Source organism: Luteipulveratus flavus (assembly GCF_029439465.1).
GTDB classification, from domain to species: Bacteria; Actinomycetota; Actinomycetes; order Actinomycetales; family Dermatophilaceae; genus Luteipulveratus; species Luteipulveratus flavus.
Genome location: NZ_JAROAV010000033.1, coordinates 237,406 through 258,477, shown reverse-complemented (window position 1 = coordinate 258,477; position 21,072 = coordinate 237,406). Strand labels below are relative to the sequence as shown.

At 71.6% G+C, this 21,072-nt stretch carries 16 protein-coding genes; 12 read left to right on the top strand and 4 right to left on the bottom strand.

Annotated elements, in window-relative coordinates; translation table 11 throughout:
- Window positions 1-8 precede the first annotated feature (8 nt).
- Window positions 9-1,070, bottom strand: coding sequence for a phytanoyl-CoA dioxygenase family protein (locus P4R38_RS14420; protein WP_275238891.1), 1,062 nt, complete (start codon window positions 1,068-1,070; stop codon window positions 9-11).
- A 147-nt stretch (window positions 1,071-1,217) separates the two neighbouring features.
- Here P4R38_RS14420 and gatC point away from each other — a divergent pair, with 147 nt between their 5' ends.
- From gatC to P4R38_RS14400, 4 genes are all read left to right on the top strand, one after another.
- Complete coding sequence (gene gatC, locus P4R38_RS14415) at window positions 1,218-1,514, top strand: Asp-tRNA(Asn)/Glu-tRNA(Gln) amidotransferase subunit GatC (RefSeq protein ID WP_275238890.1); 297 nt, start codon at window positions 1,218-1,220, stop codon at window positions 1,512-1,514.
- A gap of 28 nt (window positions 1,515-1,542) precedes the next feature.
- Window positions 1,543-3,063 carry an Asp-tRNA(Asn)/Glu-tRNA(Gln) amidotransferase subunit GatA gene (gene gatA, locus P4R38_RS14410; RefSeq protein ID WP_277192765.1) on the top strand — a complete coding sequence of 507 codons (1,521 nt, stop codon included), beginning with the start codon at window positions 1,543-1,545 and terminating at the stop codon, window positions 3,061-3,063.
- Window positions 3,060-4,568 carry an Asp-tRNA(Asn)/Glu-tRNA(Gln) amidotransferase subunit GatB gene (gatB, locus tag P4R38_RS14405; RefSeq protein WP_277192763.1) on the top strand — a complete coding sequence of 503 codons (1,509 nt, stop codon included), beginning with the start codon at window positions 3,060-3,062 and terminating at the stop codon, window positions 4,566-4,568. The genes gatA and gatB overlap by 4 nt, the downstream gene beginning before the upstream one ends.
- 129 nt (window positions 4,569-4,697) lie before the next feature.
- On the top strand, window positions 4,698-5,372 hold the full coding sequence (locus tag P4R38_RS14400) for a class F sortase (RefSeq protein ID WP_277192761.1): 675 nt from the start codon (window positions 4,698-4,700) through the stop codon (window positions 5,370-5,372).
- Between the two features lie 4 nt (window positions 5,373-5,376).
- Here P4R38_RS14400 and P4R38_RS14395 read toward each other — a convergent pair whose 3' ends face one another.
- Together P4R38_RS14395 and P4R38_RS14390 are read right to left on the bottom strand one after the other, a co-directional pair.
- Entirely contained in the window at window positions 5,377-7,401 is a 2,025-nt protein-coding gene (locus tag P4R38_RS14395) for an RNA polymerase sigma factor (RefSeq protein WP_277192759.1), read from the bottom strand.
- A 45-nt stretch (window positions 7,402-7,446) separates the two neighbouring features.
- The gene (locus P4R38_RS14390) at window positions 7,447-8,544 is read right to left on the bottom strand and encodes a PQQ-dependent sugar dehydrogenase (protein ID WP_277192757.1); all 1,098 of its coding nucleotides are present in this window, start codon (window positions 8,542-8,544) and stop codon (window positions 7,447-7,449) included.
- Window positions 8,545-8,602: 58 nt separating this feature from the next.
- Here P4R38_RS14390 and P4R38_RS14385 point away from each other — a divergent pair, with 58 nt between their 5' ends.
- The 8 genes from P4R38_RS14385 to P4R38_RS14350 all read left to right on the top strand — a co-directional run bounded on the left by P4R38_RS14385 (window position 8,603) and on the right by P4R38_RS14350 (window position 17,716).
- A complete protein-coding gene (locus P4R38_RS14385; RefSeq protein WP_277192755.1) occupies window positions 8,603-9,526 on the top strand; it encodes a 2-hydroxyacid dehydrogenase in 924 nt (307 codons plus the stop codon).
- 12 nt (window positions 9,527-9,538) lie between these two features.
- The gene (locus P4R38_RS14380) at window positions 9,539-10,060 is read left to right on the top strand and encodes a SixA phosphatase family protein (protein WP_275238883.1); all 522 of its coding nucleotides are present in this window, start codon (window positions 9,539-9,541) and stop codon (window positions 10,058-10,060) included.
- Window positions 10,061-10,117: 57 nt separating this feature from the next.
- Window positions 10,118-11,818 (top strand): dihydroxy-acid dehydratase, encoded by a 1,701-nt coding sequence (gene ilvD, locus P4R38_RS14375; protein WP_275238882.1) that lies wholly within the window; start codon window positions 10,118-10,120, stop codon window positions 11,816-11,818.
- A gap of 321 nt (window positions 11,819-12,139) precedes the next feature.
- Entirely contained in the window at window positions 12,140-14,005 is a 1,866-nt protein-coding gene (locus P4R38_RS14370; RefSeq protein WP_277192752.1) for an acetolactate synthase large subunit, read from the top strand.
- Window positions 14,002-14,514 (top strand): acetolactate synthase small subunit, encoded by a 513-nt coding sequence (ilvN, locus tag P4R38_RS14365; RefSeq protein WP_277192750.1) that lies wholly within the window; start codon window positions 14,002-14,004, stop codon window positions 14,512-14,514. The genes P4R38_RS14370 and ilvN overlap by 4 nt, the downstream gene beginning before the upstream one ends.
- A 38-nt stretch (window positions 14,515-14,552) precedes the next feature.
- Window positions 14,553-15,587 (top strand): ketol-acid reductoisomerase, encoded by a 1,035-nt coding sequence (ilvC, locus tag P4R38_RS14360; RefSeq protein WP_277192748.1) that lies wholly within the window; start codon window positions 14,553-14,555, stop codon window positions 15,585-15,587.
- Between the two features lie 303 nt (window positions 15,588-15,890).
- Complete coding sequence (locus tag P4R38_RS14355; RefSeq protein ID WP_277192746.1) at window positions 15,891-16,910, top strand: ATP-binding cassette domain-containing protein; 1,020 nt, start codon at window positions 15,891-15,893, stop codon at window positions 16,908-16,910.
- Entirely contained in the window at window positions 16,907-17,716 is an 810-nt protein-coding gene (locus tag P4R38_RS14350) for an ABC transporter permease (protein ID WP_277192744.1), read from the top strand. The genes P4R38_RS14355 and P4R38_RS14350 overlap by 4 nt, the downstream gene beginning before the upstream one ends.
- Here the strand turns inward: P4R38_RS14350 and P4R38_RS14345 are convergent.
- Window positions 17,698-20,877, bottom strand: coding sequence for an ATP-binding protein (locus tag P4R38_RS14345; RefSeq protein WP_277192742.1), 3,180 nt, complete (start codon window positions 20,875-20,877; stop codon window positions 17,698-17,700). The genes P4R38_RS14350 and P4R38_RS14345 overlap by 19 nt on opposite strands.
- Between the last annotated feature and the right edge of the window lie 195 nt (window positions 20,878-21,072).

The following is a 21,072-nucleotide window of genomic DNA, read 5'->3' as shown; positions in this document are numbered from 1 at the left end:
GACCCCGATCAGCGGCGCGAGCCCTTCGGCGCGGCGTCGTGCCAGCCCCGTACGGCCCCGCGCGTCACTCCCTTGAGGCGCCGCTGCACGGCCCGACCGTAGCGACGGGCGAACGGCGGCTGGGCCTGCTGGGGACGCGGTGCCGGCGGCGCGGCAGCGGCCTGGGGCGCCGGAGCGGTCGGCGCAGGCTTGGCCGCGGCCGTCACGGACGCCGAGCCCGGGTACCAGTAGGGCTGCCACTGCGCGTTGAGCCCGGCCCGCTTGTCGTCCTTGACCTCGGCGGGCATGTCCCTCACCGTGACGCCGATCGCGTCGAGCTCGGCGACGTGCTCGGGCGTGAAGGGACGCCGACGCCAGGCGTTGACCATGTAGGTCCTGGTCTTGAGGTAGTCCAGGTAGCGACGGCCGTGCTTGTCGTCGGCGCCGAGGTGGGCGAAGATCGCCATTCGCTCCTCGTGCTCGGGCGCGACCTGGTCGGCCGGGAAGGCGTTCCACTCGTTCGGCTCGGGGAACCGTGCGCCCGGGTCCTTCAGCAGGGTGCCCGCGCCGGAGTGCGTCATGCGCATGCTCCAGACCAGCAGGTCACCGGGGTTGTTCTTGACGTAGATCGTCTCGCCCGAGGTCAGGTCGCAGAACACGTGCGAGCCCACCTTGAGGTTCAGGCCGCCGCTGTGCTCGGTGTGATCCTGGAGGTACACCCCGAAGCGCAGCTGGGTGTACTGGTCGTCCCAGTCGGGAGCCTCGGCGTCCTCCCGGTCGGTGTTGTCCTTGTGCCAGGCGCGGATCTTGCCGTTGATGGTCGCCGAGCTGTCACCGCCGTAGATCACCGTGTCGCTGCCGAGGAGCTTCTGTGCCACCTGGGCCATCCGCCCGTCGGTGAGCACGTGCCGCAGGGGTCCGGTCATCAGCTCCCCGCCGATCCGGCACTGCTCGGTGACCCCCTCGCGCATGCGCTCGACCTCCTCCGGGGAGTACACGTCGTGAAGAATCGCGTACCCCTTGTCCCAGAAGTCCTCGACGTCCAGGTCGGCGAGCTCGCGCTCGAACGCCTCGGTCATCGTGTTCGTCATGTGTTCTCCCTCACCCTCGGTTACGCACGAAAGTAACACCAGAGGTGACCTCCTACCGAGGCACCCGCGAAGCTCGCCGTGCCCGTGGCGCCGGTCCCTCCGACGGGCCGCGCCCGGGTGTCGACAACGCCGAATAGACTGCCCCGCATGTCCACGCTCTCCCGTGACGAGGTCGCCCACGTCGCCATGCTCGCCCGCATCCAGCTCACCGACGCCGAGCTCGATCACCTCGCCGGCCAGCTGGACCAGATCGTGGAGTTCGTCGCCGGTGTCGGTGAGATCGCCGCCGACGACATCCCGCCGATGTCGCACCCGCTGCCGCTGACCAACGTGACCAGGCCGGACGAGGTCCGGCCGAGCCTCACCGCCGACCAGGCGCTCGCGAACGCGCCCGCCTCGGAGCTGCAGCGCTTCGAGGTGCCGCGCATCCTCGACGAGGACTGACGAGCCGACCGAGACGCAGAAGGAACACATGACTGACATCACCCGGCTCACCGCTGCCGAGATCGCCGACCGGCTCGCGGCGCAGGAGATCAGCTCCGTCGAGGCCACCCAGGCGCACCTGGACCGCATCGCGGCCGTCGACGGCGACGTCCACGCCTTCCTCCACGTCGACGCGGAGGGCGCGCTCGCCGCGGCCCGCGAGGCCGACGAGCGCCGTGCGCGCGGTGACCACGTGGGCGCGCTGACCGGCGTCCCGATCGCGGTCAAGGACGTCGTCGCGACCCAGGGCCAGCCCACGACCGCCGGCAGCCGCATGCTCGAGGGCTGGGTCCCGCCGTACGACGCGACGCTGGTCACCCGGCTGCGCGCGGCCGGCATGCCCATCCTCGGCAAGACCAACATGGACGAGTTCGCGATGGGTTCCTCCACCGAGCACTCCGCGTACGGCCCGAGCCACAACCCGTGGGACCTCGAGCGCACGCCCGGCGGCTCCGGCGGTGGTTCCTCGGCGGCCGTCGCCGCGTTCGAGGCGCCGCTGGCCATCGGCACCGACACCGGCGGCTCGATCCGTCAGCCCGCCGCCGTCACCGGCACGGTCGGCGCCAAGCCGACGTACGGCGGTGTCTCCCGCTACGGCCTCATCGCCCTGGCCAGCTCCCTCGACCAGGCCGGTCCGTGCACCCGCTCGGTGCTGGACGCCGCACTGCTGCACGAGGTGATCGGCGGTCACGACCCGATGGACTCCACGTCCATCGAGGCGCCCGTCCCGCCGGTCGTCGAGGCGGCCCGCCGCGCGGACGTCACAGGCATGCGGATCGGCATCGTCAAGGAGATCTCCGGCGAGGGCTTCCAGCCGGGCGTGCAGCGTCGGTTCGAGGAGTCGGTGCAGCTGCTGGTCGACCGTGGCGCCGAGGTGGTCGAGGTCTCCTGCCCGACGTTCAGCCAGGGCCTGGCCGCGTACTACCTGATCCTGCCGAGCGAGGCGTCCTCCAACCTCGCCAAGTTCGACGCGATGCGCTACGGCCTGCGCGTCGGTCCGCAGGGGGTCGAGAGCCCCAGCGCCGAGCAGGTCATGGCCGCGAGCCGCGACGCCGGCTTCGGCGACGAGGTCAAGCGACGGATCATCCTCGGGACGTACGCGCTGTCCAGCGGCTACTACGACGCCTACTACGGGCAGGCCCAGAAGGTCCGCACGCTGATCGCGCGCGACTTCGCCGCGGCGTTCGAGAAGGCCGACGTGCTGGTGTCGCCGACCGCCCCGACGACGGCGTTCCGGCTCGGGGAGAAGATCGACGACCCGATGGCGATGTACCTCAACGACATCGCGACCATCCCGGCCAACCTCGCCGGGGTCCCTGGGCTGTCCCTGCCGAGCGGCGTCGCCGACGAGGACGGGCTGCCCACCGGGTTCCAGGTCCTCGCGCCCGCGACGCAGGACCACCTGATGTACGGCGTCGGTGCGGCCCTGGAGGCCGCGCTGCTGGAGAAGTGGGGCGGCCCCGTGCTGGCGAAGGCCCCGGAGCTGACCGCGAAGGAGACCGTCCGATGAGCGTCACGACCGCCGACGCGGTGCTGCCCTACGACGAGGCGCTCGCGACGTACGACCCGGTGATGGGCCTGGAGGTCCACGTCGAGCTCGGCACCGCGACCAAGATGTTCTGCGGCTGCTCGACGACCTTCGGCGCGGACCCGAACACCCAGACCTGCCCGGTGTGCCTCGGTCTGCCGGGTGCGCTGCCGGTCGTCAACGCGACGGCCGTGGAGTCGGCCGTCCGGATCGGGCTGGCGCTCAACTGCCAGATCGCGCAGTGGTGCCGGTTCGCCCGGAAGAACTACTTCTACCCGGACATGCCGAAGAACTTCCAGACCTCGCAGTACGACGAGCCGATCGCGTTCGAGGGGTACCTCGACGTCGACCTGGATGACGGCTCGACCTTCCGCGTGGAGATCGAGCGGGCGCACATGGAGGAGGACACCGGCAAGTCGCTGCACGTCGGTGGCTCCACCGGCCGCATCCACGGCGCGGAGTACTCGCTCGTCGACTACAACCGGGCCGGGATCCCGCTGATCGAGATCGTCACCAAGCCGATCCTCGGCGCCGGAGAGCGCGCGCCCGAGGTGGCGCGGGCGTACGTCTCGGCGCTGCGCGACCTGCTCAAGGCGCTGGACGTGAGCGACGTCAAGATGGAGCAGGGCTCGATGCGCTGCGACGCCAACGTCTCGCTCAAGCCCCGGGGCGCCGAGAAGCTCGGCACCCGTACCGAGACCAAGAATGTCAACTCGCTGCGCTCCGTCGAGCGCGCGGTGCGGTACGAGATCTGCCGGCACGCCGCGGTCCTGAACGGCGGCGGGTCGATCCTGCAGGAGACCCGCCACTGGCACGAGGACACCGGCGCGACGACGTCCGGGCGGCCGAAGTCGGACGCGGACGACTACCGCTACTTCCCCGAGCCGGACCTGGTGCCCGTGGCGCCGGCCCACGAGCTCGTGGAGCGGCTGCGGGGCACGCTGCCCGAGCCGCCCGCCGAGCGGCGCAAGCGGCTGCAGGCCGCCTGGGGCTACAGCGACCTGGAGATGCGCGACGTGATGAACGCCGGCGCCGTCGGCATCATCGAGGAGACCGTGGCTGCGGGAGCCTCTCCGGCGGCCGCCCGCAAGTGGTGGACCGGAGAGCTGGCCCGCCGCGCCAACGCCGAGGGGAAGTCCGTCTCGGACTTCAACGTCACGCCCGCGTACGTCGCGGAGCTGGACGGCCTGGTCGGGTCCGGACGGCTCAACGACTCGATGGCCCGGCAGGTCCTCGACGGCGTCATCGCCGGTGAGGGCTCGCCCACCGCGGTCGCGGACGCCCGCGGTCTGGAGCTCGTGCAGGACGACGGCGCCCTGGAGGCCGCGGTCGACCAGGTCATCGCCGCCAACCCCGATGTCGCGCAGAAGGTGCGCGACGGCAAGGTGCAGGCGGTCGGTGCGCTGATCGGTCAGGTGATGAAGGCGATGAAGGGCCAGGCCGACGCGGGGAAGGCGCGCGAGCTGCTGCTGCAGCGGCTCACGTAGTTGCCCGGACGAGGTCCTCGGCGCAGGTCCGGCGACGTACGCTGTCCTCGCGGCTCCCGGGGGAGAACGCGGCCGGCACCGGGCCGGTCGGCGTCAGAGCAGTCCGCGATCGAGAGGCTTCACACCGAGATGAGCACCACCAGGTCGTTGCGCGTCCGCGCCGCCGTCGTCGGCGCCGGGATCGTCCTCGCCACGCTGTCCGGGTGCGGCGGCGACGAGAAGACGTCCGCCGAGCCGTCCGGTGGTGGGACCGGTGGTGGGACCCCGACGTCGTCGGCCACGACGGCGCACCCCGACAGCCAGGGCGTCGGCCTCAACGGGTCCACCAAGGAGGCCGGCGGGGCCAGCGCGCCGGCCTCGTCGCGCGCCAAGGGCGACCCGGTCCGTCTGGTCGCGCCGTCGATCGGCCTGGACAAGAAGCTCGTCTCGCTCGGGGTCAACAGCGCCGGCGAGATCAACCCGCCCGCCGGCGTGCCGCAGTGGTACAACAAGTCCGTCCGGCCGGGCAAGGACGGTATCTCGGTCATCGCGGGCCACGTCATGTACGACGGGCCGGACGTCTTCTACAAGCTCGACCAGCTGGACAAGGGCGACGTCGTCACGGTCCAGTTCGCCGGCGGTCAGCAGAAGAAGTTCAAGGTGTACGACGAGGCGTCGGTCGACAAGAAGACGCTGCAGACCGACGCCCGGGTGTGGGGCTCGTCCAAGACTCCGGTGCTCGCGCTCATCACCTGCGACGCCGGTTCCAAGGTGGTCGGCAATCACCACGTCTCCAACTACGTCGTCTGGGCCGCGCCGATCTGATCGCTCAGTACGTCCGGGTCACCATCCCGCCGGTGAGGCCGTCTCCGGTGACATCCGGGTCGGTCTCGGCGATGGTGAGCAGGGGCCAGGTGCCGAGCGGCCGTCCGTCGGCGTCGTACGTGCGGACGGTGAGCCGCAGCGGATCGGTGAACCACCCGCGGGCGGCCAGCTCACCGCGGAAGACGCCCGGCGCGACCCGGGTGAGCCGGACCTGGCCGGAGTCCTTCCCGGAGATCTCGACGCGCTGGGCGTCGGGCGCGAGCAGGACGGCCTCCTGGTGCTGCTCCTGGTCGGTCGACAGCGCGAGCAGCGGACGCCGCTGCCACCGTCGCGCGTCGGTCGGCGCGTTGTAGACGACGGCCGCTCCGTCGTTGCCGGACGGGTCGGGCGTCACCGCGCGGACGCGCCCGCTGCGGAAGACGGTCCCGTCCGGACGCTGCAGCACCACGACCGAGCCGATCCAGTCGACGTCCGGTCGCGGCAGCGGAGTGACCTCGCTCTGCCGGCCCAGGTTGTCGAACGGCGCCGGCGCGGGCGCGCGGAAACGGAAGGTCCGGGTGTCGAGCACGGAGACCGCCGTCCGGGCGAGCCGGTGGCTGGACAGGAACTGGTCGATGAGATCGGCGTAGTCGCCGCTGTACCGAGAGCTCGGGGCCGGCGAGGGCGGCTGCGACTCCGACTGCTGGAAGGGCCACTCCACGATCGCGTTCTCGCCGGACTCGCCGCGCACGAGGGTGCTGTTGGGACCCTGGGCGGGCAGGGTCGCCGTACCGACGCCGTGGTCGAGCGCGACCGTGGTCCAGGTGCGGGTCGCCGAGCCGTCGAGGTGGTACAGCGGTCCCGGCGACACGCGGACGGCCGTCGGCACGTCGGGACCGAGGATGAGCATCTCCCCGGACGCGTCCGGCAGCTGGTGGACGCTGGTCAGCAGCGACGCGCCCGCGCCGAAGGACAACGTGGGCTGCAATGACCGGGGCGGTGCACCGCGCGGCCCGGTCCAGATGACCACGCCGGCCGGCCCCCCGTTGGTGGTGATGTCCTTGGTGTAGCCCAGGACGTAACGGCTGCGGCCCACGTCGCCGGCGTAGATGAAGCGGTCGATGTAGATCTGGGTCCCGGAGAGCTCGTCCAGCCGTGGTGAGCTCCGCAGCGGTTCCAGCAGATCGAGCCGGCCACGCAGGGAGCCTCGCAGCGGCCAGCGGGTGAGGTCCGTGCTGCGCGCGTCCAGCGGGGTGGACATCGTCCGGGAGCTCGTCGCGGTGGGGGAGTCGTTTACTGCCTGCGGCGCAGGTGAGTCGTCGGTCAGCGCGACGGTGGCGCCACCGGCCGCGACCAGCGCGAGGACCAGTGCGCCGACGAAGGCGCCGGCCGTCCGGCGGCGTCGTCGGCGCGCGGTGACGAGGGCGAGCTGCGTTGTCTGCCAGGGGTCTTCGTCGGCGAGTACGCGGTCGGTACGTCCGCGCAGTGCGCCACGCAAGGCACTCTCCAGCTGGGCGTGCGACCAGCTAGGCGGAACAACGGAGTGCAGCTCGGCGAGCCCATGATCGACCTCCTGGGCGACCTGCGCCGGCGTCGAACGGCTGACCACGGCGATCTCGTCGTCGGTGAGGTCCTCGATCGCCCGGAGCGCGAGCGCCAGGCGAGGGCCGACGGGAAGCCCGGCGTACGCCGTCACGAGACGGGCGGTGTGCTCGCTCTCGCCGATCGGCACGAGATCGTCGGACGGGTCGGACGGGTCGGACGGGTCGAACGGGTCGGACGGGTCGGACGCGTCGACGGGCTCGGGCGGCTGGTTCGAGGTCGACTCCGCGCGGTCACGGACGCGACGGACCAACGCGGTCAGGGCGGAGACGGACGGTGAGCCGGGCAGCTCCGCCCAGTCCTGATGGGTGCGGACGAAGGTCGCGAGTACCGCGTCGTGGGCCTGGCGCTCGTCCTGGAGCACGAGGAACGCGACAGCCGACCACCGGTGCCAGCGCGCCTCCACCAGCTCACGGAACGCCGCGTCCGATCCTTCGGGCTCGTTCACACCGTCGATTTTCCCACGCTCGCCGCTGGTGCGCGCCGATCAGGTTCACATCCGCACCGTCAGCGCGAGGATCCGGTCGTCGCCGTCCCGCGGCGAGCCACGGAAGGTGTTGCTGGTGACCACCCACAGCCGCCGGTCAGGGGCGACCACGACCGTACGGATCCGTCCGACCTCCTCGTGCAGCAGCCGCTGCGGCTCACCCGCGGCCGCGCCGGCCAGCGGCACCCGCCACAGGGTGCGGCCGGCGAGCGCTGCGATGTACGCCGCTCCGTCCGGGCCGATCGCCAGGCCGCTGGGGGAGGCGTCGGACGTCCGCCACTGCACGAGCGGGTCGACGTACGGCTGCTGCCCGGCCCTGCCCTCGACCCGCGGCCAGCCGTAGTTCGCGCCGGGCCGGACCAGGTTGAGCTCGTCCCAGGTGTTCTGGCCGAACTCGGTGGCGAACATCCGGCCCGCGGTGTCCCACGCCAGCCCCTGCACGTTGCGGTGCCCGAGGCTCCACACCGGTGAGCCGGGGAAGGGGTTGCTGCTCGGCGGTCTTCCGTCCTGGTCGACGCGCAGGATCTTCCCGCCGAGGTTCGAGCGGTCCTGGGCCCGGTCGCGCTCGCCCGCGTCGCCGGTGCCGACGTACAGCTGCCCGTCCGGGCCGAAGGCGATCCGGCCGCCGTCGTGGAAGCCGGCGCGCGGGATGCCCTGCACGACGACCGGGCCTGCTCGCAGCCGCCCCTCGTCGAGCGTGAACCGCTGGACCCGGTTGTCCGACTCAGTCGTGTAGTAGACGAAAACTCTTCTGTCCGAGGCGAACCGGGGAGACACCGCGATGCCGAGCAGGCCGCCCTCGCCGTCCGGCGACACCCCATTGATGTGACCCACGGGCATCGGCGCGGCACCTGCGCTGCTCACCGCCACCACGTCGGCCTTGTCCCGCAGCGTGACCAGCGCCGAGCGGTCGGGGAGGAACGCGACGCCCCACGGCACGTCGAGGTCCTGGGCGACGGTCGTGCGCGCGCCGACCACGTCTCCGGCGGGTCCCGTGGAGGCCGCGCTGTCGGGCGACTCGCCGCCGTCGGTGCACGACGCGGACAGCAGGACGAGGCTCGCCGCCGCGGCCGCGGCGAACCGGCGATGACGGGATCGGTCCATGACTCATTCTGACGGCCCGGGTGCCCGGCCGCACGGTGCTACGCGTACGTTGCCGACCATGCCCGTGATCTCCGTGCCGGACCCCCACTGGATCACCGCCCTGGAGGGCATCGAAGACGCCGAGCTGGTCGCCTGGGACCTGAAGGACTCCGTCCCCCGCGACGACATCGAGGTGGTCGTGCCGCCCTACATGGGCAACGCGGCGCGCCTGGCCCGGCTCGCCGAGCTGCCTCGGCTCCAGGCCGTCCAGCTGGTCACCGCGGGCTACGAGCACGCGGTGCCGTACCTGCCGTCCGGGGTCGCGCTGGCGAACGGCGCCGGCATCCACGACACCTCGACGGCCGAGCTCGCGCTCGCGCTGATGCTGGCGTCGCAGCGGCGCATCCCCGACTTCGTCCGCGCTCAGGAGAGCGGGAAGTGGTTGCGCGCCGCAGGAGCGCCGTCGCTCGCGGACCGCCGGGTCCTCGTGGTCGGGTACGGGTCGGTCGGGCGGGCGATCGTGAGTCGCCTGCAGGCGTTCGAGGCTCAGGTCACGGCGGTCGCGTCCCGCGCCCGCGGCGGGGACGAGCTGGTCGACCGGGTGCACGGCGTCGACGAGCTGCCCTCCCTGCTTCCCGACGCCGAGATCGTCGTCCTCATCGTGCCGCTGACCGACTCGACGCGACACCTGGCCGATGCGGGGTTCCTCGCGGCACTTCCGGACGACGCCCTCGTGGTGAACGTCGCCCGTGGCGGCGTGGTCGACACCGACGCGCTGCTGGCCGAGTGCCGTACGGGTCGGCTGCGGGCCGCCCTGGACGTCACCGACCCCGAGCCCCTCCCGAGCGAGCACCCGCTGTGGCGTACCGAGGGCGTCCTCATCAGCCCGCACGTGGGCGGGGCGAGCACGGCGTTCGAGCCACGCGCGCTGCGGTTCCTGCGGCGTGAGCTGGCCGCGTACGCCGAGGGACTCGGCCTGCGCCACATCGTCCACCGCGCCTGACATGCTGCACCCATGAACGACGCCACCCACCGGCAGCTCGTGCTGCTGCGCCACGCCAAGGCCGAGGACCCCGAGGCCGCGGTCGACCACGAGCGTTCCCTCACCGACCGGGGCCGGGCGGACGCCGAGGCCGCCGGGAAGTGGTTGCGCGAGCAGGGTTTCGCGCCCGACCTCGTGCTGTGCAGCACCTCGGCCCGCACCCGCGAGACGTGGGCCGGCGTGGTGGAGGCGAGCGGTCTGGGCACGGTCGTCGAGCACGACCCGCGCATCTACAACGCGCCGGTCGAGCGGTTGCTGACGGTCGTCCGGGAGGCGGACGAGGACGCACTGGCCGTCGTCCTCGTCGGTCACGCGCCGGGCGTGCCCGACCTGGCGGTCGAGCTGAGCGGGGAGGGCAGCGAGCCGGAGGCGAGGGAGGAGCTCGCCCACGGGTTCCCGACCTGCACGCTCGCGGTGCTGGACATCGACACCCCGTGGCGCGACGTCGCACCGGGGTCCGCGGTGCTGCGCACGGTGATCACCCCGCGCGGTTGAGCGACCACATCGCGGGACCATCGTCCCATTCCTCGGACACCGTCCTACGATCTGGTCATGAACCGGACGCCTGACCTGAAGCCCCGCAGCCGCGACGTCACCGACGGTCTGGAGAAGACCGCCGCGCGTGGGATGCTGCGCGCGGTCGGTCTCGGCGACGAGGACTTCGCCAAGCCGCAGATCGGCGTCGCGAGCTCGTGGAACGAGATCACCCCGTGCAACCTCTCGCTCGACCGGCTGGCGAAGGCGGTCAAGGACGGCGTCCACGCCGGCGGCGGCTACCCGCTGGAGTTCGGCACGATCTCGGTGAGCGACGGCATCTCGATGGGCCACGAGGGGATGCACTTCTCCCTCGTCTCGCGCGAGATCATCGCCGACTCGGTCGAGACGGTGATGAACGCCGAGCGCCTCGACGGCTCTGTCCTGCTCGCCGGCTGCGACAAGTCGCTGCCCGGGATGCTGATGGCCGCGGCCCGGCTCGACCTGGCGTCGGTGTTCCTGTACGCGGGGACGATCCTGCCCGGCGTGGCCAAGCTCTCCGACGGTACGGAGAAGGAGGTCACGATCATCGACGCGTTCGAGGCGGTCGGCGCCCACTCCCAGGGCCTGATGCCGCGCGAGGACGTCGACGCGATCGAGCGGGCGATCTGCCCGGGTGAGGGCGCGTGCGGCGGGTTCTACACCGCGAACACGATGGCCGCGGTCGCCGAGGCGCTCGGCATGTCCATCCCCGGGTCGGCGGCACCGCCCGCGGTGGACCGGCGCCGCGACACCTACGCGCGTCGCTCGGGTGAGGCGGTCGTGGAGATGCTGCGCCAGGGCATCACCGCCCGGCAGATCATGACCAAGGAGGCGTTCGAGAACGCCATCGCGGTCGTCATGGCGTTCGGCGGGTCGACCAACGCCGTCCTCCACCTGCTCGCGATCGCGCACGAGGCCGAGGTCGACCTCACCCTCGAGGACTTCCGCCGGGTCGGCGCGAAGGTCCCGCACCTGGCGGACGTGAAGCCGTTCGGCGCGTTCGTCATGAAGGACATCGACCACATCGGCGGCATCCCCGTCGTCATGCGCACGCTGCTGGAGGCCGACCTGCTGCACGGCGACTGCCTCACCGTGACCGGCAAGACCATGGCCGAGAACCTCCGCGAGATCGACCCACCGCACATCGACGGCAAGGTCATCCGCGCGATGGACCAGCCGATCCACCGCACCGGCGGCCTCACGATCCTCAAGGGGTCACTGGCGCCGGAGGGTGCCGTCGTGAAGTCCGCCGGCTTCGACAGCGACGTCTTCGAGGGGACGGCGCGGGTCTTCGACGGCGAGCGGGCCGCGATGGACGCGGTGTCCGACGGCTCGCTCAAGGCCGGCGACGTCGTGGTCATCCGGTACGAGGGTCCCAAGGGCGGCCCGGGTATGCGGGAGATGCTCGCGGTGACCGGCGCGATCAAGGGAGCCGGCCTCGGCAAGGACGTGCTGCTGCTGACCGACGGCCGGTTCTCCGGCGGGACGACCGGTCTGTGCGTCGGGCACGTCGCGCCGGAGGCCGTCGACCTCGGGCCGATCGCGTTCGTGCAGGACGGCGACGGGATCCGGCTGGACGTCGCCGCCGGCACCCTCGACCTCCTGGTCGACGAGGACGAGCTGGAGCGGCGGCGTACGGCGGGGGTCACGGCCCCTGCGCCGAAGTACACCCGCGGCGTGCTCGCCAAGTACGTCCGCCTGGTCGGCAGCGCCAGCACCGGCGCCGTCTGCGACTGACCGGCCGAGGTCTCACCCCCGTTCGTCGCGAAGATCGTCTGTCCGGTCATCCATGCAGGGCCGGGCAGACGATCTTCGCGGGAGGGGGCGCGTCGCGAGGATCAGGCGAGTCCACGATGTGGGATCGCGTTCTCATCCGTTGACACGACGCAGGGTGTGGGTCAGGCTGGGGGCGTGGCACGAATTCTCGTACTTCCCAGGCGCGCCTGCTGACGACCGGTCAGCTCGCGCGCCAGCCCTCAATGCCGTCACCGGCTGAGGGTTTTTTTGTGCCCGGACAACGCCATATCCGCCAACCGTGACCGAAAGCGGTGACCGACCGTGACCGAGACGACGACAGCTGCAGCAGCAGCGTCGCGGCCGCCCACGCCAGCCGACCTGGCAGCCCGCCCCAGCCAGAGGGAGCGCACCGTCACCGGCGCGCAGAGCCTCGTCCTCTCCCTGGAGGCGCTCGAGGTAGGCACGGTCTTCGGCATCCCCGGCGGCGCGATCCTGCCCGCGTACGACCCGTTGCTGGACTCGGTGAAGGTGCGGCACGTCCTCGTCCGCCACGAGCAGGGCGCTGGTCACGCCGCGACCGGGTACGCCGCGGCGACCGGCGCGGTCGGCGTCTGCATGGCGACCAGCGGCCCGGGTGCCACCAACCTGGTGACTCCGCTCGCCGACGCGTACATGGACTCCGTGCCGATGGTCGCGATCACCGGCCAGGTCGCCTCGCGCGTGATCGGTACGGACGCCTTCCAGGAAGCCGACATCCGCGGCATCACGATGCCGATCACCAAGCACAACTACCTGGTCACCGACGCGGCGGACATCCCGCGGGCGCTCGCCGAGGCGTTCCACGTCGCCTCGACCGGACGCCCCGGACCGGTGCTCGTCGACATCACCAAGGACGCCCTGACGGCCACGACGACGTTCGCGTGGCCGCCGGAGATCGACCTGCCGGGCTATCGGCCGGTGACCCGCCCGCACCACAAGCAGATCAAGGCCGCCGCCGCGCTCATCCGGCAGGCGAGGAACCCGGTGCTGTACGTCGGCGGCGGCGTCATCCGTGCCGAGGCCAGTGAGGTGCTGCGCGAGCTCGTCGAGCTGACGCAGATCCCGGTGGTCACCACGCTGATGGCGCGCGGCGCGGTGCCGGACAGTCACGAGCTGCACCTGGGGATGCCCGGCATGCACGGCTCGGTCGCTGCGGTCACGGCGCTGCAGAAGTCCGACCTGCTCATCGCGCTCGGCACCCGGTTCGACGACCGCGTCACGGGCGAGCTGTCCTCGTTCGCCCCGCTGGCGAAGGTGATCCACGCCGACATCGACCCGGCGGAGATCTCCAAGAACCGCGTCGCGGACGTGCCCATCGTGGGGGACTGCAAGGAGGTCGTCCGCGACCTGCTGACCGTGCTGCGCGAGGACATCGACGCCGGTCGCGGCGGTGACTACCGCGCCTGGCGCGAGACCACGGCCGGCTGGAAGCGGACGTACCCGCTGGGGTACACCGCGCCCGAGGACGAGAGCGCCCTCGCACCGCAGTACGTCATCGAGCGGATCGGCGCGCTGACCGGTCCGGAGGCGACGTACGTCGCCGGCGTCGGCCAGCACCAGATGTGGGCGGCGCAGTTCGTGCAGTACGAGCGACCGAACGCCTGGCTGAACTCCGGCGGCCTCGGCACGATGGGCTACTCGGTGCCGGCCGCGATGGGTGCCAAGGCTGCCGAGCCCGACCGGGTGGTCTGGGCGATCGACGGCGACGGCTGCTTCCAGATGACCAACCAGGAGCTCGCGACCTGCGTCATCAACAACATCCCGATCAAGGTCGCGGTCATCAACAACTCCAGCCTCGGCATGGTGCGCCAGTGGCAGACGCTCTTCTACAACGAGCGCTACTCCAACACCGACCTGCACACCGCGGCCGGCGGCAGCCGCGTGCCGGACTTCGTCAAGCTGGCGGACGCGTACGGCTGCGTCGGGCTGCGCTGCGAGCGGCCCGAGGACGTCGACGCGACCATCCGGCAGGCGCTGGAGATCAACGACCGTCCCGTCGTCATCGACTTCGTCGTCGAGCGCGACGCGATGGTCTGGCCGATGGTGCCGGCCGGTGTCAGCAACGACCAGGTGACGATCGCTCGCGCGATGACCCCCGTGTGGGACCGCGAGGACGACGAGGCGAGCGAAGATGGAGCGGCACGATGAGCTCACACACCCTGTCCGTGCTGGTCGAGGACAAGCCCGGTGTGCTCGCGCGCATCTCGGGCCTGATCTCGCGGCGTGGCTTCAACATCCACTCGCTCGCGGTCGGACCGACCGAGCACCCGGACATCTCGCGGATGACCATCGTGGTCGACGTCGAGTCCATCGCCCTGGAGCAGGTGACCAAGCAGCTGAACAAGCTCGTCGAGGTGCTCAAGGTCGTCGAGCTCGAGGAGGGCGCGTCCGTCCAGCGCGAGGTGCTGCTGATCAAGGTGCGCTGCGACGCCGTGGCGCGCAGCCAGATCCTGCAGCTGGTCGACGTGTTCCGCGCCAACGTGGTCGACATGGCCCCGGACTCGGTGATCATCCAGACGACCGGCCACCGCGACAAGGTCGACGCGTTCCTCGCGGCGCTGGAGCCGTACGGCGTCCGCGAGCTGGTGCAGTCCGGCGTGATCGCGATGGGGCGCGGGCCGCGCTCCATCACCGACCGCGCCCTCCGTTCCGCCTGACCCCACCCGACTCAACCATCAACACAAGGAGTTCCACCGTGGCCGAGATGTTCTACGACGACGACGCCGACCTGTCGATCCTCCAGGGGCGCAAGGTCGCCGTCATCGGGTACGGCAGCCAGGGGCACGCGCACGCCCTCAACCTGCGGGACTCGGGCGTCGACGTACGGGTCGGTCTCAAGGAGGGCTCGAGCTCGCGCGCCAAGGCCGAGGCCGAGGGCCTGCGGGTGGTCACCGTGGCCCAGGCCGTCCAGGAGTCCGACCTGGTGATGATCCTCGCGCCGGACCAGGTGCAGCGCACGCTGTACGCCGCCGAGATCGAGCCGCACCTCAAGCCGGGCAACGCGCTGCTCTTCAGCCACGGTTTCAACATCCGGTACGGCTACATCACGCCGCCGCAGGGCGTCGACGTCGCGATGGTCGCGCCGAAGGGTCCGGGCCATCTGGTCCGCCGTGAGTACGTCGACGGGCGAGGCGTGCCCGTGCTCGTCGCCGTCGAGGTGGACGCGTCCGGGTCGGCGTTCGAGCTGGCGAAGTCGTACGCCAAGGCGATCGGCGGCCTGCGCGCCGGCGGCATCCGGACCACGTTCAAGGAGGAGACCGAGACCGACCTGTTCGGTGAGCAGTCGGTCCTGTGCGGTGGCGCCTCGCAGCTGGTCCAGTACGGGTTCGAGACGCTCGTCGAGGCCGGCTACCAGCCGGAGGTCGCCTACTTCGAGTGCCTGCACGAGCTGAAGCTCATCGTCGACCTGATGGTCGAGGGCGGCATCGCCAAGCAGCGCTGGTCGGTCTCCGACACGGCCGAGTACGGCGACTACGTCTCCGGGCCGCGCGTCATCGACAGCTCCGTCAAGGAGAACATGAAGGCCGTGCTCGGCGACATCCAGGACGGCACGTTCGCGAAGCGCTTCATCGACGACCAGGACGCCGGGGCGCCGGAGTTCAAGGCCTTCCGTGAGAAGGCGGCCCAGCACCCGATCGAGGCCACCGGCAAGGAGCTGCGCGGCCTGATGAGCTGGATCAAGGACGACGTCAACGACGCCGACTACGTCGAGGGCTCGTCCGCTCGCTGACGCCACCTGTTCCGTACGCCGGCCGGTCACCTCTCCCCGAGGTGACCGGCCGCCGTCCGTCCCGCCTCCCTTGCCACCCCTCCCTCCCTTCCTGGCCGAGTGCGCGTGTCCTGTCACCGTTCCGCCCGGAACGGTGACAGGACACGCGCACTCGACCGGACGGGAGGCGCGGGACACGCGCACTCGGCCCGGCCGGTCTTGGCAGCGGAGAGCCGGCTGAAACCGAGGTGAAACCGGGCTGAAGGCGAGCCGCGGCAGGCTGCTGGGCAGTTGCACACCCGCTGTCCCAGGAAGGAGCCCACCATGACTCTGGCCGTGCATGCCACCGGGCTGGTGAAGCAGTTCAAGGACCTGCGTGCCGTCGACGGGATCGACCTGCAGGTCCACCAGGGCGAGGTCTACGGGGTCCTCGGCCCGAACGGCGCCGGCAAGACCACGATGCTGCGGATGCTGGCCACCCTGCTGCGCATCGACGAGGGGGAGGCGCAGGTCTTCGGCGTCGACGTCCGTCGGGAGCCGCACCAGGTGCGTCAGCTGATCGGCGTGACCGGTCAGTACGCGTCCGTCGACGAGAAGCTCACCGCCCGCGAGAACCTGCGGCTGTTCGCCCGGATCTACGGGCAGTCCAGCAAGCAGGCCGACCGGACCGCCGACGACCTGCTCGAACGCTTCGGTCTGACCGACGCCGCGACGCGGACGCTGGAGAAGTTCTCCGGTGGTATGCGCCGCCGGCTGGACCTCGCCTCGAGCCTGATCGCCCAGCCGCCGCTGATCTTCCTCGACGAGCCGACCACCGGCCTGGACCCGCGCACCCGCGGCCAGATGTGGGACACGATCCGCGACCTGGTCGCGCAGGGCTCGACGATCCTGCTCACCACGCAGTACCTCGACGAGGCGGACCAGCTGGCCGACCGCATCGCCGTCATCGACCGGGGCCGCAAGGTCGCGGAGGGCACCTCGGGGGAGCTCAAGGCGTCCGTCGGCAGCTCCACGCTGTCGGTGCAGCTGTCGGACCCGGTCGACATGGACGCCGCCGCGCGCTCGGTCGCCCAGGCCCTCGGGCGTACGGCGAACCGGACGCCCGAGTCGGCTCGCCTGACCGTCCCGCTCAACCGTCCGGACGAGGCTGCCGAGGCGCTGATCGCGTTGCGGCGCAACGACATCAGCGTCGCGGCCGTACAGGTCGAGCAGCCGACCCTGGACGAGGTCTTCCTCGCCCTGACCGGCGAGCACGTGAGCGACCGCGCCGAGGGCGAGGCCGACGACGACCACGACACCCGCGCTGCCGACGAGCGGCTCGACCCCATGGAGGTGACCCGATGAGCGTCGTCACCACCACCGGACCGGCCGCGCCCGCCCTGAAGTCCCACGTCAGCGTCCTGGAGACGATCCGGCAGAGCTGGCTGATGGCCGGCCGGGCGCTGCAGAAGATGCGCCGCAACCCGGAGCAGTTCTTCGACGTGCTGATCCAGCCGCTGCTGTTCACGCCGATGTTCGGCTACATCTTCGGCGGGGCGATCGCCGGCGGCACCAGCAAGTACCTGCCGCTGCTCGTACCCGGCCTGCTGGCCCAGACCGCGCTCACGACGTGCATGGGCACCGGCGTGACCCTGCGGGAGGACATGGAGAAGGGCGTCTTCGACCGGTTCAGATCGTTGCCGATGTCGCGGGTGGCGCCGCTCGCCGGACCGGCCCTCGCCGATGTCGTCCGGTACGTCGTCGCCACCGTCATGACGCTCGCCGTCGGCATCGCGATGGGCTACCGCCCGGACCCGTTCGGTCTGGTCCTGGCGACGCTGCTGATCGTCTTCACCGCCTGGTCGCTGGCGTGGGTGTTCACCGCGCTCGCCACGGTGATGAAGTCGGCCCAGGGCCTGCAGGGCGTGTCGATGATGATCATGTTCCCGCTGACGTTCCTGTCCAACGCCTTCGTCCCGGCATCGTCGTTGCCCGGCTGGCTCGAGGCGTTCGTCAACGTCAACCCGGTCTCGCACGTCGTGACCGCCCTGCGCGACCTGATGAACGAGGGTCAGGTCACCGGACAGGTCGGCTGGGCGGTGCTCGCCTGCCTCGCGGTCGTCGCGATCTTCATGCCGCTCGCCGTGAAGGGCTACCGCCGGCAGGTCTGAACCAGCTCCAGCGCCACACCCGCCGCCGCGGTGGGAGTCAGGTCGGCGTACGACGAGACCGCCTCGTCGTACGCCGACCTGCTGCGTTCGCGGGCCCGCTCCTGCGCGAACGGGTGGGTCATGCTCGGGTGGGTCCGCGGGTAGGCGAACCGCTCGGCCAGTGCCACCAGCCGCGCGCCGAAGGCCGCCTGCTCGTCGTCGTACGCGGGATCGAGCAGCGAGGCGCCGACCGCCCGGATCGCGCAGCCGGTGACGGGGAAGTCGAGGAACGCCGCGTGCTGCTCCTGCAGCGGGCTGCTGAGCAGCAGCCGGATCTTCTCGATCAGGTGGTCGACCAGGCCGGGCACCTGGTCGAGCCGGTACGCCCGCGCGTGGGCGGCCAGGGCGACGGACTCGGTGGCGACCGTCCACGGTTCCAGGCCGGGCGGGTCGGTGATGAAGAAGTCGTGCAGGCCCGAAGCGACGCGGTCGACGACCGTGCGCCACGCCAGCAGTCCCGCCTCCACGTCACCCTTGACCAGGTCGATCTCCGCGCGCACCCCGGCACTCAGCGTGCCCAGCCCGAACGGGTCCTCGGCGGGTTGAGCGCTCGCCTCATCGAACCACCGCTCCGCCTCCGCCACCTCGCCCAGCTGGAGGCTGGCGAGCACGAGGTTCCAGCGCAGCTGCTTCACGTCGGACCAGGCCCCGAGCTGCTCCAGGGTCGGCAACGCCTCCAGCGCGTTGCGGACGGCGGCGTCGTAGTCACCGACGTGGGCACTGAGCTCGGCGAGGCTCACTCGCTGGCTGCTGATCAGCCAGGGGCTGAGGGCGTCGATGTCGCGGAGGCGGACGGCGGCCGCGCGGCTCATCTCCAGCGCCTCGGCGACGCGGCCCTCGTTCTCCCAGAGCTGGCCGGCCATGCTGGAGGCAGCTGCGCCGAGCACCGCGTCGTCGCTGCGGACGAACGCCAGCAGTACCGGCGAGTCCGGCTGCAGGATCTCCCGCAGGTTCAGCAGCAACGTGCTGAACGCGCTCATCAAGGTCCCGGGCTCCGCCGGCGGCAGCCGCTTGAGGGCAGCGAGGGAGCGGGTCGCGGTCAGCCGCGACAGCATCAACGTGTTCGTCGCACACAGCACGAGGGCCAGTCGTCTGGTGTCGACCTCGGTCTCGTCCGGTACGTCGTGCGAGAGCACCCAGGCGACCTCGGGCGCGACCGCCACCACCCGGTTGTGGTTCGACTCGGCGGTCCACAGCCCCGCGAGCGCCGCGAAGATCGGCGTCACGCGCCGGGCGTCCTCGTGCTCCAGCGCCATCCGCAGCGCGGCGAGCAGGTTGTCCTGCTCCGTGCGGACCAGCGTGGTGGCGGCGATCTGGTCGGGGCCGAACATCGTCCACGCCTGCACCTCGCCGTACGCCGCCGCCCAGTCCAGGTACGCGGCCCGCACCGGTGCCGTGCGGTGCTGACGCTCGAGCTGGACGGCGCCGAACTCCCGCACGGTCTCCAGCATCCGGAAGCGCGTGGTGCGCGGCGCGTCGTACACCTTGAGCAGCGACTGACCGATCAGCTGCTCCAGGATCTCCAGCGTGGCGTCGGACGCCCCCAGCACGTGGTCGGCGGCCTCCCGGGTGAACCCGTCCGGGAAGACGGACAGGGCGGCGAGCGCGGACTGGTCGCGCTCGTCCAGCAGGTTCCAGCTCCAGTCGATGACGGCCTGGAGGGTGCGGTGCCGCTCCGGGGCGTCCCGCGGGCCGCCGCGCAGGAGCGCGAACCGGTCGGTCAGCCGCTGCTCGATCTCGGCGACCGACATGACCCGGGTGCGGGCCGCGGCGAGCTCTACCGCCAGCGGCAGGCCGTCCAGGTGAGCGCACAGCGCCTCGACCTCGTGCTCGGGCAGCTCGACGTCCGGGCGGGCGGCGCGAGCACGTTGGACGAACAGGTCGACGGACGTGCGGTCGTCCAGCTCGGGCAGCAGGTACACCGCCTCCGAGCTGATGCCCAGCGGTGCTCGGCTCGTCGTGAGGATCCGCAGGTCGGGGCTGAGGGAGATCAGGGACTGGACGACCTCGGCGACGCCGTCGATGACGTGCTCGCAGTTGTCCAGCACGAGCAGGGCCGGCCCGGGCTCAAGCGCCTCGACGATGCCGGTGACGACGTCGCGCGCGGCCGCGAGTCGCAGGGTGGTGGTGCGCAGCCGCGGGTCACGCACCCCCAGGACCGAGGCGATCTCGCCGAGGACGCCGTCGTCGGCGGAGACGCCGGCGAGTCCGACCAGGTGGACGATCCGTTGTGGGGCCCCGCGGCTCACGACGTACGCGAGCCGCGTCTTGCCGAGGCCGCCGGCGCCGACGATCGAGGTGACGCGGGTGGTGCCGACCAGGCGGGTGACGGCGGCGACGTCCGCCTGTCGCCCCAGCAGCGGGTTCGGGTCGTGCGGGATGCCGGTGCGCACCTGCGGCGCGTCACTGCTGAGCAGCTCGCGGTGGACCTGAGTGAGCGCCGGCCCGGGGTCGGCGCCCAGCCGGTCGCGCAGGCTGCGCCGGTAGGACTCGTATCGTTCCAACGCCTTGGCCGGACCGCTGACGGCCGCCTCGCTGCGCAGGAGGGCGGCGAGCAGCTCCTCGTCGCGCGGACGGTCCTGCAGCAGGGCGAGCAGCGCAGGTAGCGCGCGGTCGTGCTCTCCGGCCCGCGACAGCGCGATGGCGTGCACGCGGCACAAGGTGTCGTACGTCGACTGCGCCTCGTCGCGGACCTGGGCGAGTGCGCCGTCGCTGCCGTCACCTCCCGGGGCGGAGCCGTTCCAGTACGCGAGTCCCGCCTCCGCGTACGCCTGTGCGGCGTCGGCGTCCCCGTCGCGCGCCGCTCGTGAGGCGGCCGTCGCACACCGCTCGGCGTCTGCGATGTCGACCTGATCGGGTTCGAGGGAGAGGCGGTAGCCCGTGGGAGTGCTCACGATCGTGTCGTGACCGAGCTGGGACCGGGCGCGGGACACCAGCACCTGCACGGCCTTGGGCGGGTTCGCCGGCTGATCCTGCGGCCACAGCCCGTCGACCAGGCGGTGGATGCTCACGCCGGTACGCAGGTCGCGCGCCAGCAGGGCGAGCAGGTGGCGCAGCTGAGGACTCTCGATCTCCGCGTCCTGGTAGGCGACCCGCGTCAGCAGCGTCAGGGCAGCGGTCACTCGGACCAGCCTAGACGGCGCTCATCACCCGCGCTCTCGACATTCGTCCGCGCCGGCCTTCGGGCGTTTCACCATCTGAGAAAGCGGTTCCGCCTGCTGGACGCTGAGGCGTACCGTCACGGGCATGACGCGGCTGGTCCTCATCCTTCGGCGCCGCGGCGAGTCTCTCTAGTCAGCAGCTCGCCGCGGAGATCC